The organism is Maribacter luteus, assembly GCF_009674825.1.
GTDB classification, from domain to species: Bacteria; Bacteroidota; Bacteroidia; order Flavobacteriales; family Flavobacteriaceae; genus Maribacter_A; species Maribacter_A luteus.
In genome coordinates, this window is record NZ_WKJH01000002.1 from 165,326 (window position 1) to 179,518 (window position 14,193).

Here is a 14,193-nt window from a genome sequence, read left to right on the forward strand (position 1 = left end):
CCCAGAAAACTTACTACCAATAATCAGTTAACCGAATCCTTTTCCGCTTCAGTTTCCTTTTTCTTTTTACCACTCAATAGGCCGCCCAAGATATTCTTGGTTGCCTCCTTTACGGTAGTTTTGGCCGGAGTAGTTGTTGTAGTATCACTCTCTTGCACAACGGAATCCTGTTGGGATGTTTTACTGCCTCCCAAAATATTACCCAAAACCCCTTTAACAGCCTCTTTGGTGTTGTCTTGGGAAGTGGAGGTAGAATCTGTTTCCTTGGTGTTTCCTCCCAATATATTGCCGATAAGCTCATTGGCTTTATCCTTTCCTTGGTTGAGCAGTTTCTGTTTTTGTATATCGATCAATTTCGTCTTTAAACTTTTAACCCCAGAGGTTAAATCCGTATTGACCTCCGGACTAGTATAATTTCCCCCAATGGAAGCCGTAACCGGGATTGTAAGATTATCCAATTCCTTATCATCGATTTTGGCGATGAGTGAATTCACCTCATTACCCAAATATTTTGCAGGAACATCCAAAGTAGCGGTATAGTTCAACTTTTTATCAAACGTATGGCTACCATCGATATTAATGGCGATATCTTGATAAGCAATAGTGAACGGTTTAACTTTTACGATTCCGTTCTCAAAAGAAAGCGCGGTTTTCAAACCCTTAAGGTCCAGCTTATCCATATCAATGAAATTAAACTTACTGTCCAAGGCCGAAAGTACTTTGGCCTGACTTGTATTGACCTCTGGAGATAGCAATTCCGCCAACATATTACCCGTAATCGTCGTTAAATCCGGTGTAAAATCACTGTTCAAATTACCTGACAACGAAATATCTGAATTCAATTTACCTTGAATGGCGCTTGCAATCGGCGCCAGCACCTTGAACAATTCCATAGATTTGAAACTTTCACCGATTCCCAATTGATCCATTCCCAATTTCATGGCAAAAGTGGGTGCTTCGTTCTTTGTGGAAACCTCCCCGTCAAAAGACACTTTCCCATTAAAAAGGGAAGAAGTCATATTACTAAGCACCGCTTTTTCATCAACGATCCTTAAATTACCCTTCACATCTTTTAAAGTCAGGTTATCATAAAGCACTGTTGCTGCCGATGCATTTATGGTACAATCCAAAAAAGATGGAATTTTCAACTGCTCTTCGGGATTCGGATTTTCATCCGTCGCCACCACATCTTCACTACTCATGAAATCGTTGACCGCAAAAGTATTGGATGACAGATCGAATTTACCTTCTACTTTTTCATCATTGAACATAAAGCCCAAAAGGTTGTCTATGGTCCCTTTTGCCTTGAAGTCTGTCTGCCCCGTAGTCCCGTCTAACTCATTCAACGTTACGGTGGACGGATTAAAGGTCATGGACGTGGTCTTTAGCCTAACCGGGTTTTTAAGTTCCGGGGAACTATATTCAAAACCTGTAAGCTGCATTTTCCCAGAGGTCTTTGTGTTCTCATATTGTTCATTCTCAATAGAGGCCATGTCAAAGGCCGTAGTTACATCCGCATTTAATTTACCTGATAGGTCCATGCCATCAGGTAGCGGATAAGCTTGGGAAATATTTGCAAGATCCATAATACCATCTAAATGGGCATTAACTTTGGTATTCCCCAAAAGATCGGTGATTTTCGAAGAAAGATTGAACTTATCCCCATCAATCGTAAATGAGGCTTTTTTAATATCCACATAGGTATCCTTAGTTAAACCGGTAGCATTGTTCAAAGCTATGTTCAATTGAATATTCTTCACTGTTTTGGGTAAATCCGGGTATTTGAAGGATGCATTATCCGAGGCAATGGCAATTTTAAAAGTAGGAATATGGTCATTATCAACAATTCCTTTAAACTCCCCCGAAACGGAACACTCTCCTGTAGTGGTCACATTCTCGATATCTTTTGAATAGGCCTCAGGAATAAGGGCAAGGAAATTTTTAAAATCTGAAGAAGGCGCATTGAAATTGATATCGACCTCCTGATTATCTTCGTTTATCTTTACAAAACCGTCAAATACCAAAGGTAATTGATTTACCACCGCCTCATTTTTCAAGAAGCTATATTTGTTTTCTTCAAGATCTACCCCAATCAAGGCGTCTAGCTTTATTGTGTTGTCATTGAGGTATTTTGTACTATCCATAGAGAACGAAACCAATGCTTCCGTGGTTGTATCAAATTCAGATTTCGCCAATGACAAATCCCCAGAACCTTTGTGCTGCAGATTACTTAAAACCAAGGTCATCCCTGCTGCCAAATCATCATAAACTATTCTCGTATCGGTAATTTCATAAGATTGTAAGTCTAACGTAAACCCATCGGTTGCAGAGCCCTCAGAAGCATCACCTTCTTCCGATTTACCTACGTCATAGGAGGCTTCACCCGCTTCATTGACCTTTATATTCAAAAACGCACCATCAACCGTTAAGGATTTAATGGCAATCGCTTCCCCTTGGTTTTTGAAAAGTTGGCCAATTCCCATTTTTAAACCAACCTCTTTGGCAGCGAAAAGGGTATCACCCTCAAACGGGGCTTTATTCATAAAGGAAACCCCTTTTAACGACACCTCGGCACTGGGAAAACTCTTGATCAGACTTAATTTGGCCTCAGAAAAATCCAGTGTGGCATTGACATTATTATTGACATTGTTCTTTAGTATGTCACCAATTTTTGCTTCTAGAATAATGGGAGCCGCAATAAGTACGCCCACAAATAGAAACACAACAACTCCTACTATTTTCAGGATTATCTTTTTCATATTACAATAGCTTTTCGTTTAGGAATATAACTCAAGGGTACTGGGATTATTTTATGCTTCTAAATTAATTTCCTCCCCAATTTTCAACCCAAAGCGTTTTCGTAAGAGATATACGAAAAAATACAGAAAAGGGGTGTCGAGAAATGCAATTAACACTTTGAACAGAAAACCGCTGATCACCAACCCATAGAACATGTCCCATGGCAAAACTTTAAACAGGCATAAAAGACCAACCACCGTAAACGTATCAATGAACTGCGACAAAAAGGTCGAGAAATTATTACGCAGCCACAAATGTTTACCCTTGGTCAACCTTTTCCAAAAATGGTATATGGCGATATCAACATATTGGGCAAACAGATAGGCCAGCATAGATGCTAAAACAGCAATGGGCGAAAGCGCAAACACCCTGCTGAAAACCTCATTGTTTACAGGAGAATATGTTACGGCTGGCACATAGTTGGCCAAAAGAATGATTCCCATTGAAAAAAAAGAAGCGAAAATACCAGCTGTTACAATCTGATTCGCCTTTTTCTTCCCATAAACCTCTGAAATAAGATCGGTAATCAGAAAAGTTATGGGATAGGGCAAGATACCGACTGAAATCTCAAAAAGGTTGGCGCCAAAAACACTGACATCCCCAAACGGTTTCCAATAAAAAAACTTTTGGAAAATCAAATTGGAAACAACCAAAGAGGTGATGAACATGGCGCCCAAATAGAGATAAACGGTAAAAGCAAGTTTCTTATCCTTTGGGACCATATATTATTTTATATCCAGAACAAAGGGCATTCTCGTCTGTATTCCCTTTTGCTCCATAGCAGATTTCATTTGTTTAAGGATACCATAAGTTTCTTCCCCGATTTCCTCTTTTATTATACTTTCTCCTATTTTGGATTTGGCCGAACCCATATCTTCCATGAACCGTTCAAAACCGGATTTATATTTTGGGAATTTCTTAATTCCGTACGTCTTGACCTCAGCAAGTTCCGCTGCAGCTGCAATGGCATCATCCAAATTCCCCAATTCATCTACCAATCCCAATCTCTTGGCATCTGTCCCGCTCCATACACGCCCTTGTGCCAAACTATCGGCTTGGGCAACGGTTATATTACGACCTTTTGCCACACGATCCAAGAAGGTTTCATAAATCTCTTCGATACCATGTTGTACCACATTCCTAAAGTTATCGGTCATAGGTTCAAAAACGGAGTAATCGACCGAATTTTTGTTCGTTCCCACTTGTTCCGCATTGATTCCTATATCAGCAGCCAATTCGTTGATATTCGGAATGGTTCCGAAAACCCCGATAGAACCTGTTATTGTTGTTGGTTCGGCAAATATCTTATTGGCTCCGGCTGCAATGTAATATCCGCCAGAAGCGGCAACATTACCCATTGATACCACTACGGGCTTACTTTCTTTGGCCAACTCGATTTCGCGCCAGATAATATCCGATGTCAAAGCACTCCCACCGGGCGAATCAACACGCAACACTATAGCCTTCACCTTATCGTCATCAACCGCTTTTTTCAACGCTTCGGTAATAATTCCCTGTCCAATCACATCCGGGCCTCCTTCACCATATAAGATATCCCCTTGGGCAAAAATCACGGCAACCTTATCATCCCCCTTATATATTGATTTTTTGTTGGCACGTTTGGCATAGTCGACTACCGAGACCATATTCACCTCATCATCCTTACTTAGGGATAATGCGGATTGAAGTTTTGCCACGTACTGATCATAGAAAAGCACATCATCTATCAATCCGGAAGCTTTTGCATATTTCGGTGATCTTCCCCCTAAGGTGTCGGCAATGACGTTCACATCGGCTTCACTAATATTCCTTCCTTCCGAAATATCGGCGACCATGGTATTCCATAAAGAACTCAGTAGCTCCTTGATCTGGGTCCTATTGGCATCACTCATTTCATTTGCCAAAAACGGTTCTACGGCACTTTTATATTTACCGTGACGAATCACCTCCATCTTAACCCCTGTTTTTTCTTGAAGATCTTTGTAAAAAAGTACTTCGGAAGAAAGTCCTTTAAAATCCATCCCTCCAACCGGATTTAAAAACACGGAATCGGCCACAGTAGCCAAATAGTAATCCTTCTGCAAATAATAATCCGCAAAACTGTAAATGAACTTTCCACTTTCCTTAAAATCTTTCAAGGCTTTGCGCAATTCCTGTGTCTGAGCCAGGCCGGTCATCAGAAAATTATTATTGATACTTATTCCTTTAATATCATTATCTGTCTTGGCAACTTCAATTGCATGCAGAACCTCGTCCAAGCCCTGTGCTTGCCCAAAAAAGCTAGCGAACGGATCCGCCTCATTTTCCCCCACATAGTCATTTACCGGTTGTTGCAATTGCAACTCCAAAATAGAGTTCGATTTGACCACAACACCTTCATCCGCACTACCAATAAGACTCACGAACATGATAAACATGACGAACATAATCCCGAAAGCGATCAGACACCCGAGAATGGCCGCTAAAAGATTTCTCAAAAAATTCATTTCAAACATATTATTATTAGGAGCCAAAGATAACCAAAGTGAAATTGTTTTGTTTACTTTGCCCTAATATTATGAACGAACGTAAAAAGGCCTACATTTCTATTGGCAGTAACCTTGGCAACCGCCTTCAAAACCTGCAAAACGCCATATTTCAGATACATAACGAAATTGGCCCTGTACCTGCTATTTCCAAAGTCTTCGAAAGTGAATCATGGGGATTCGATGCAGATGATTTCCTAAATGCATGTATCACCGTTGAGACCCATTTACCCCCTGAAGAACTGCTGGAAAAAATACTTTCCATTGAAAAAAAATTAGGCAGAAAGCGTAATTCTGTAAAAGGATATGCATCCAGGACCATCGATATCGACATTATATACTATGGAAATGAAAGGGTAAGGACCGATACTTTGACCATTCCCCACCCCAAGCTGCAAGAGCGAAAGTTCGTTCTTTTGCCCCTTGCCGATATCGCCCCCCAATTTTACCATCCGATCCTTGGGAAGGACACACGGAACCTGATACAGGAATGCAAAGACAAAGGTCGTGTTCACAAAACAACACAAAGGCTTTATAAAACCAGAGAGGAGTTATTCTCGAACCTCAGTTTTATGGCCATCGAAGGTAATATAGGTGCAGGTAAAACCACACTGTCCCATAAGATCGCGGAAGACTTCAATGGCAAGTTGGTTTTGGAACGCTTCGCGGACAACCCTTTTTTACCTAAATTCTATGAAGACCAAGGGCGTTATGCCTTTCCGTTGGAAATGTCATTTTTGGCGGATCGCTATCAGCAATTTACCGATGATACCTCGCAGTTCGACCTATTCAAAAGTTTTATGGTCAGCGATTATGATATTTATAAATCGCTGATTTTCGCACAGGTCACTTTACAGAATGATGAGTTTGAACTTTACCGAAAACTCTTCAACCTTATGTACAAAGAAGTACAAAAACCGAAAATCTACGTTTACTTATACCAATCTACCGAAAGGCTCCTCGAAAACATCAAGAAGCGCGGAAGAGCCTATGAACAAAGCATTGAAGCTACTTATCTAAATAAGATAAACAAAGGTTATTTTGATTTTTTCAAAAGCTACCCGGAACAGAACACCCTTATTATAGATGTTGGGGATTTGGATTTCGTGGCCCGTTCGGAGGATTATGAAACCATAATCAGCAAGATTCAAGATTTTGCCTTGGACCTAAAATTTTAAGAAATATTTCACATATTACTTGTGTAAAACCATAGGTTTTCATTAATTAGCATCTGCTTAACGAGCAGCTGACTAACTCAAACTATATATCCGAAAAACCCTGATGTAACCATCAGGGTTTTTTATTTATTGATTTTTGACCAAAAATCCCAAATTACGATTCCCGCACTGACCGATATATTCAAGGAATGCTTGGTGCCATATTGCGGAATCTCCAGAACGTCATCACTCATATCAACCACTTCCTGATCAACCCCCTTTACCTCATTTCCAAAGACAAGTGCATATTTGGCCTTTTCATCCACAGAAAATCCATTCAGTAGTTTGGCATTTTCAGCTTGTTCAACCGAAAGCACCTGATATCCCCCATCCTTTAATCGGGATACTAATTCCAAAGTGCTTTCACAGTACTCCCAAGAAACACTTTCGGTGGCACCCAAGGCGGTTTTACGAATATCTTTATGGGGAGGGGTAGCGGTGATGCCACAGAGGTAAATTTTCTCGACCAAAAAGGCATCTGCGGTCCTGAACACCGAGCCGATATTGTTCAAACTGCGTATATTATCCAATATGATAACCAGAGGGGTTTTCTTCGCTTCCTTAAAAGCCTCAACATCCAATCGGTTCAATTCCTCATTCCTTAACTTGCGCATAGTTCTTTGATCTTATTCATTACAAACGCAAAAGGCCTGTAAACTTTTCCGAAAATATCAACAATCATTTTTAAACCCTATCAAAAACCGTACATTTCGCTTTTGATAGTTCGGGTACAAAAATAACTAATAAATCCACTTTTGGCAGACAAGAAGAAAACAAAGAAGGTCACCCCTTTAATGCAGCAGTACAACACCATCAAGACCAAATATCCTGATGCTTTACTTCTCTTTCGCGTGGGTGACTTTTATGAAACCTTTGGTGAAGATGCCGTAAAGGCCTCAAAGATTTTGGGAATTATCCTCACCCATCGTAATAATGGAGGGGACCGCACCGAACTTGCCGGTTTTCCGCACCATTCTTTGAACACCTACCTTCCAAAATTGGTAAAGGCCGGTCAACGGGTGGCCATATGCGACCAACTGGAAGACCCTAAACTTACCAAGAGCATTGTAAAACGTGGGGTTACCGAATTGGTCACACCTGGCGTGGCCCTTAACGATGACATTTTAAATGCCAAAACCAACAATTTCCTTTGCGCCGTACATTTCGGGAGAAAATTATTAGGGGTTTCCTTTTTGGATATCTCTACCGGCGAATTTTTGGTCGCCGAAGGCAATGAGGAACAAATAGATAAATTACTCCAAAACCTGGAGCCCAATGAAATTTTGGTATCCAAGGCCCATAAAACCGAATTCCAATCCATATTCGGCAAGCAGTTCCATACGTTTTTTACTGAAGATTGGTTGTTTCAGGAAGATTATGCCTTGGAAACCCTCACCAATCATTTTAAGACCAATTCCTTAAAAGGTTTCGGCGTGGACCAATTGAGCAATGGCATCATTGCTTCGGGCGTGGTACTCCATTATCTGTCGGAAACACAACATAGACAGTTACAACATATCAATACCATAAAACGTATTGCCGAGGAAGAATACATATGGATGGACCGTTTTACCATCAAAAACCTTGAGCTATACCATTCTACCAATACCAATGCGGTAACCCTATTGGAAGTTATAGACCATACGATTTCCCCGATGGGAGGTAGAATGTTGAAACGTTGGTTGGCCCTACCCTTAAAGAATATTGCAAAAATAAGAAGGCGCCATCAGGTCATTTCTTATCTGACCAAGGATGAATCCGGATTTCAGAAACTGCAGCACCACCTGAAACAAATGGGTGATCTGGAGCGTTTGATATCCAAAGTGGCAACGGGAAAAATAAACCCGAAGGAGGTCATCCAACTTAAAAATTCCTTGGAAGCCATCCTACCCATAAAACAACTTACGGCCAATTGCGACAATGAGGCGTTAAAGCTCATTGGGGACCAATTGCATTCCTGTGATATGCTCCGCAATAAAATCAAGGAAATGGTCAATGAGGAAGCCCCGGTCAACGTACTAAAGGGCAATGCCATTGCACAAGGGTATTCCGAAGAACTCGATGAACTTCGTGGCTTGGCCTTTTCCGGCAAGGAATATTTGGACAAAATGCTCGAAAGGGAGACCGAGAGAACCAGTATAACCTCATTGAAAATAGCATCGAACAATGTTTTCGGTTACTATATCGAGGTCAGGAACACCCATAAAGACAAAGTACCGGAAGAGTGGATCCGCAAACAGACCTTGGTCAATGCCGAGCGTTATATAACCGAAGAACTTAAAGAATACGAAGCCAAAATCCTTGGGGCCGAAGAACGCATCTTGCAATTGGAACAGCAATTGTTCTCCCAACTGGTCGTTTGGATGCAGGAATATATCGTACCCGTGCAGAACAATGCCTATCAAATAGCAACTTTGGACTGCCTCTGCGGTTTTACCCAACTGGCCAAAAGCAATAACTATAACGAGCCTCAACTCAATGATTCCACCGAATTGGAAATCATAGGGGGTCGCCACCCAGTTATTGAAAAACAATTACCCCTCGGGGAAGCATATATCACCAATGATGTGGTGCTCAATAGGGACAACCAACAGATCATTATGATCACAGGACCCAATATGAGTGGTAAATCGGCCATTTTGAGGCAAACGGCCTTAATCGTGTTGTTGGCCCAAATGGGTAGTTTCGTACCGGCGGAAAGTGCGAAAATCGGTTATGTGGACAAGATATTCACCCGGGTGGGCGCCAGTGACAATATTTCCATGGGCGAATCAACTTTTATGGTCGAAATGAACGAAACCGCTTCTATCTTAAACAACCTATCCGAGAGAAGCCTTATCCTTTTAGACGAAATTGGCCGTGGTACGAGCACTTACGACGGCATATCGATTGCTTGGGCCATATCGGAATATTTACATGAGCATCCTGCCCGTGCAAAAACACTTTTCGCCACACACTATCACGAACTGAATGAAATGGCCTCTACATTCGATCGCATAAAGAATTTCAACGTATCGGTCAAGGAAATGAAAGACAAGGTCCTTTTCTTACGCAAACTTACCCCGGGAGGAAGTGAACATAGTTTTGGGATCCATGTGGCAAAAATGGCCGGCATGCCCCAACAAGTGATCCTCAAAGCGAACAAACTCCTTAAAAAACTGGAAAAATCACATTCCAGTGAGGAGCTGACCGATAAGCTGCATGCCGTACAAGATGAGATGCAATTGAGTTTCTTTAATTTGGACGACCCCCTACTGGAACAGATAAAAGAGGAAATAATCCATTTGGACATCAACACCCTTACTCCGGTCGAGGCTTTGATGAAACTGAATGAAATTAAACGATTGCTCACCAAAAACAAAAAAGCTACTTCCTAAATAATTTGGATAATAGAAACAAACCTACATAACTTTTAAAATCGAGCAGTTTTGGTATTTTAAGAGTGATAACCCCACCTGTTTCTAGGATTTAACAAGTTTGAACATTTTAAAAAGAATTTTCTTTGCGTTTTATAGAATTGTATTAAATTTGCATCCGCATCACAAACGATGTGACGTTCTTTAAAATGCGAAAATAGCTCAGTTGGTAGAGCATCACCTTGCCAAGGTGGAGGTCGCGGGTTCGAATCCCGTTTTTCGCTCAAAACGCTGCTTGTCAGCGTTTTTTTATTTAAGTTCGCCTTAAGTATTGGCCCCGAAGGCTTTCGGGAATCAACCAAAACTTAAAAAGGCCGACCTAAAGGCTCGAGTGGTGGAATTGGTAGACACGTTGGACTTAAAATCCAATGGACATTAGTCCGTATGGGTTCAAGTCCCATCTCGAGTACAGATAGTTGAAAAAGTCCTGACAATAGTCGGGACTTTTTTGTTTCCGGTAACCGAGCCAAGCTAGCTTGGGCGAAGGTGGACGAAACAAAAAAGCCTCATGAAATGAGGACTTTTTCAACTTCAACATGTTCGTAAGGGACTCACCGACGAAGGAGGTAATTCCCATCTACTAAAATTCCCATGAATCTTTCCCTCTTTTTTGGGGTCAGAAAACAAAAAAGCCTCATGGAATGAGGACTTTTTCAACTTCAACATGTTCGTAAGGGACTCACCGATCGTAGTGAGGTAATTCCCATCCTTGGGGTATTTCTTTCCTTTACTATATCTTAAACCAAAATCTAATGAATCTATCTTTAAGTTATATCGATTGTCTAATCAAAAAATAGAATATTCTTTTTCATGTTTTCTGTTCTTTTTTGCATCGCCCAAATGCAAAGCATTCATGAATACTTTTAAAAAACAATGGATAAGCCGATGAATAAAAAAGAACCAGGGCCGAATAAGCAAGGTACGGTGTACCTTACTTAAGAGGAGCCAGCCGTAGCCTTGGCCAGTCGATTAACATTAAAGTTTCAAAGTATCCTAACTTTCCACAGCCGCAGCGCCCAGACCGCTTTCACTTGGGTGAAATGCTCTTTGGGCGCCTACCTTTGCCCTATTTGAAAACTCCTTGATTTACTACGAAAATAAAAATAGGCCGTTTCACATCTATTTATGGCTACGACATTATATAGAAAGGACCGACCTTTTCTTCCTAACATGTTCGTACGGGACTCACCGACGAAGAAGGTAATTCCCATACTTGGGGTATTTCTTTCCCTTACTAGATCTTAAACCAAAATCTAAAGAACCATCTTTTAGGTGCATTGATTATATAATCATGGAATATTCTTTTTTATGTCTTCTGTTCTTTTTTGCATCGCCCCAAAAAGAACGAAAAAACGCTAGGCTGATTTTGAATTTCTTGAAATCTACATTCTTTCCACGGCCGCACCATCCAGGCCGCTTTCACTACCGTGAAATGCTCTTTGGATGGATTCCAAAAGCCCTAGTGGAAAACCCTTGATTTCGTACGAAATTTAAAATAGGCCGTTCCCCCTCAATGTATAGCTGCCAAAGTATATAAAACTGTAGTCCCGAAAGGACCGGTCTTTTCTTTCCAATAGGTTCGGATGGGACGCACCTAAAAACTTTAAGAAAACCCCATTCTATTGCATGATTTAGCCCCTAAATCATTGAAACCGTGAATATATTTAAACGAGAGCAAATTTTTCTATATTATCCGCACCAAAAGGCTTGAAAATAAACATTTATGGTAAAAGTGAATTCAAAAAAACCGTTTATAAAACTAGGTCGTATATATTTACGTTACTATCATAAATAATTGTTCCCCAAGCGTTACGTAATACAAGTAAATCGAATTCTGGGCCAAACGTTTTTATAAACCTAAAAACACGGTCAGGAAGTAATAAATTAAATGGGCACTACAACTTTTTATATGATATGAGAGATTATTTACTCCTTTCCAATCTACTGGAATTCTGGCTCCCCACTAAAATTTTATCGGTAAACAACACTTTTTTTTGGTTTTATCAATGTAGTTCATCGAATAAACACATCTTTTCATCGACAATGTGTATTTTTTAAATAGTTTTATGTTCCCAAATAAACTTAATACGTTATTTAAATTACCTACATTATTATGACCTACCGCCCCACCCCACTAATTTATCGTATGATACTCCTATATATTGTTTTATTTCACTTTTCTTGTTCTAAGGACACCGACCTCCTTACAGATTATGTCCTTTCAGAAACCCAAGATACCATAGACATTTCGAACGTGGCCGTAGATGACTCTTTTCAGGTATTCTCCAATACCGCTATGGTCCTCGATGTTTTGTCGAATGACACTTTTGAAAACCCAGAAGAGGTTAGCATAACCGAAACTTCCACCCCCATTAACGGCACGGTGGTCATAAACGACGACAACACGTTAACTTACACCCCTAACGCCGAAGTTACTGAGCAAGTAGCGGAAGGTGAAGTGGTAGATACGTTTACGTACAACACCGAAGCTCCTGATACCAACGGATCAACACTTCCAGATACGGGGAGTGTTATCATCAAAGCCGGAGTGGATGGAAATCACCTATTTTCGGCACAAGCTAAAAAAACCCTTAAAGCGAGATTTGAAAATGGGTACGTCACGGGCCCAGGATTTGCCGACGAAATTACGAGAGCCATTAATGACTCAGAAATTTTCTTAGCCAACCCAAGTGAGTTTAGGCCGCAATTTAGCAATGTTAACACCATAGCTTTTGAAGGTCAAAATCTTCATACTACGGCATTATATGCTTATGCGATAGATAATATTGAAATGGCAAATACCGTAATCACAGAAATTTTAGGCATTGTATCTTCAAATGACTTGAACACTTCTTTTTGGAACAACTCTTCCTCAATAAGATGGGATTCGGATTTTGGCGGGTGGATTTTATGCGGAAAGGCCAAAAAAATGCTTGACTCCTATGAATTATTGGAAAATTTACAAACCGTATTAACTGAAAGTGAAAAAGAAGAAATAGAAATCTGGTTTTCAAAATTTGCAGAACTAGCTTATACCGCCGTAAGAATGAGATTAGAAGGCTACCTAGGGGCTAATTGGGAAACGAATGGCATTCGCTCTTTTAAACCTGAAGGCCTATACCCAGCAGAACATGGAAAACCTAATCCAATACAAGATAAATTGGGTAATGATCTTACTGAGTTTACCATGTCTTGGGCACAGGATAGTTTTAACAATAGGAACTTCGATATAGTCCAATATATCCACTCCTATGCCATTAGCACAAGTAATGAAGCAATGGAAATTTGGGCAAGGGAATTTGTTAAAAACTGGCTAAAGTTTGCCACCTTTCCAGATGGTACTATGGCTGAAATGTGGAGAAACACGGATGATGCACCAGCTAAAGGAGTGTGGTATGGGTGGATAAGCACAGGTGCTGTTATAGAAATGGCTCATGTAGATGCAATGGCAAATCATTTTCCAAATGATAAGTTATATGACTACAAAACTAAAGAAGGCATATTGAAAGGCTCGACCAACCTGACCAGTTCAGGATATGCCGGTAGTTCCACTACCGATGGAGTTTCAGATAAAAGTATACTCGGAGTAATTAAAGCGTTATCCAAATATTACCGAAGTTCGGACAATGGCGGATGGAACGACATAAGGTTTTATAAAAGTGAAAATGGTTTGACATTAACGACATTAGATGCTACTGGATATACTCAACCAAGTTCAATAACAGCAATAGCTAACTTATATTTTAAAGACAATGAACTCAAGGATTTTTATTTATATAATATAAATGAAGGTTACCCTGCAAAGGCATCTATTTCTGCCGGTGCTTTAGCAATTGCACAATATAATGAAGACTATGGGCCATGGGGCAATCTTATTATGGGTGCTGCGTGGTTAGAACAAGAAGATAATTTCTTTGATTAAAACCTAGATTCTTTTTAAGAGAGAGAAAAGAAAACCCATACAAGAAATCATTACGATTAGCATAGAGGGCCGATTTACAGAAATTACCACAGCGTATTTCGTAAACTGAGACACCGGGAGCTAAGATCAACTAAATCAATGGAAAAAGGCAAATCGGCATGCCCATCATTTCCTTTACTAGGTTACTTTTATTACCACAAATGTTTTCGATTAACTTGGAACCTTTTAAATATACCAAAAGTACATAACAGTAACAATCCGTTAAACCCAAAAACAACCCTCACTATAAATGTGATCATCCCGCGACAAGAACT

7 protein-coding genes and 2 tRNA genes are annotated in these 14,193 nt (G+C 40.3%); 5 read left to right on the plus strand and 4 right to left on the minus strand.

Annotated features, from left to right (window positions below):
* Positions 1-23 precede the first annotated feature (23 nt).
* From GJ691_RS03955 to sppA, 3 genes are read right to left on the minus strand one after another with little or no spacing between them, the layout of a single operon-like run.
* A complete protein-coding gene (locus GJ691_RS03955) occupies positions 24-2,759 on the minus strand; it encodes an AsmA-like C-terminal region-containing protein (protein WP_154364003.1) in 2,736 nt (911 codons plus the stop codon).
* A gap of 51 nt (positions 2,760-2,810) precedes the next feature.
* Positions 2,811-3,521 (minus strand): queuosine precursor transporter, encoded by a 711-nt coding sequence (locus tag GJ691_RS03960; RefSeq protein WP_154364005.1) that lies wholly within the window; start codon positions 3,519-3,521, stop codon positions 2,811-2,813.
* A 3-nt stretch (positions 3,522-3,524) separates the two neighbouring features.
* Positions 3,525-5,285, minus strand: a complete 1,761-nt coding sequence (gene sppA, locus GJ691_RS03965; RefSeq protein WP_154364007.1) for a signal peptide peptidase SppA — start codon at positions 5,283-5,285, stop codon at positions 3,525-3,527.
* Between the two features lie 71 nt (positions 5,286-5,356).
* On the opposite strand from sppA, the gene folK reads away from it, so the two are divergent.
* Positions 5,357-6,502 carry a 2-amino-4-hydroxy-6-hydroxymethyldihydropteridine diphosphokinase gene (gene folK, locus GJ691_RS03970; protein ID WP_154364009.1) on the plus strand — a complete coding sequence of 382 codons (1,146 nt, stop codon included), beginning with the start codon at positions 5,357-5,359 and terminating at the stop codon, positions 6,500-6,502.
* A 122-nt stretch (positions 6,503-6,624) separates the two neighbouring features.
* Here folK and GJ691_RS03975 read toward each other — a convergent pair whose 3' ends face one another.
* Positions 6,625-7,155, minus strand: a complete 531-nt coding sequence (locus GJ691_RS03975) for an RNA methyltransferase (RefSeq protein WP_154364010.1) — start codon at positions 7,153-7,155, stop codon at positions 6,625-6,627.
* Positions 7,156-7,335: 180 nt separating this feature from the next.
* Here GJ691_RS03975 and mutS point away from each other — a divergent pair, with 180 nt between their 5' ends.
* The 4 genes from mutS to GJ691_RS03995 all read left to right on the plus strand — a co-directional run bounded on the left by mutS (position 7,336) and on the right by GJ691_RS03995 (position 13,879).
* Positions 7,336-9,918: a DNA mismatch repair protein MutS gene (gene mutS, locus GJ691_RS03980; RefSeq protein ID WP_154364729.1), complete on the plus strand. Its 2,583-nt coding sequence runs from the start codon at positions 7,336-7,338 to the stop codon at positions 9,916-9,918.
* A gap of 190 nt (positions 9,919-10,108) precedes the next feature.
* A tRNA-Gly gene (locus tag GJ691_RS03985) sits at positions 10,109-10,181 on the plus strand.
* A 101-nt stretch (positions 10,182-10,282) separates the two neighbouring features.
* Positions 10,283-10,366, plus strand: a tRNA-Leu gene (locus tag GJ691_RS03990).
* A 1,737-nt stretch (positions 10,367-12,103) separates the two neighbouring features.
* Positions 12,104-13,879, plus strand: coding sequence for an Ig-like domain-containing protein (locus GJ691_RS03995; protein WP_154364012.1), 1,776 nt, complete (start codon positions 12,104-12,106; stop codon positions 13,877-13,879).
* Positions 13,880-14,193: the final 314 nt, after the last annotated feature.

Coding starts and splice junctions, on each gene's coding strand:
- GJ691_RS03975 (WP_154364010.1), bottom strand. CDS start 7,155: ATGCGCAAGTTAAGGAATGAGGAATTGAACCGATTGGATGTTGAGGCT.
- mutS (WP_154364729.1), top strand. CDS start 7,336: ATGCAGCAGTACAACACCATCAAGACCAAATATCCTGATGCTTTACTT.
- sppA (WP_154364007.1), bottom strand. CDS start 5,285: ATGAATTTTTTGAGAAATCTTTTAGCGGCCATTCTCGGGTGTCTGATC.
- GJ691_RS03995 (WP_154364012.1), top strand. CDS start 12,104: ATGATACTCCTATATATTGTTTTATTTCACTTTTCTTGTTCTAAGGAC.
- folK (WP_154364009.1), top strand. CDS start 5,357: ATGAACGAACGTAAAAAGGCCTACATTTCTATTGGCAGTAACCTTGGC.
- GJ691_RS03955 (WP_154364003.1), bottom strand. CDS start 2,759: ATGAAAAAGATAATCCTGAAAATAGTAGGAGTTGTTGTGTTTCTATTT.
- GJ691_RS03960 (WP_154364005.1), bottom strand. CDS start 3,521: ATGGTCCCAAAGGATAAGAAACTTGCTTTTACCGTTTATCTCTATTTG.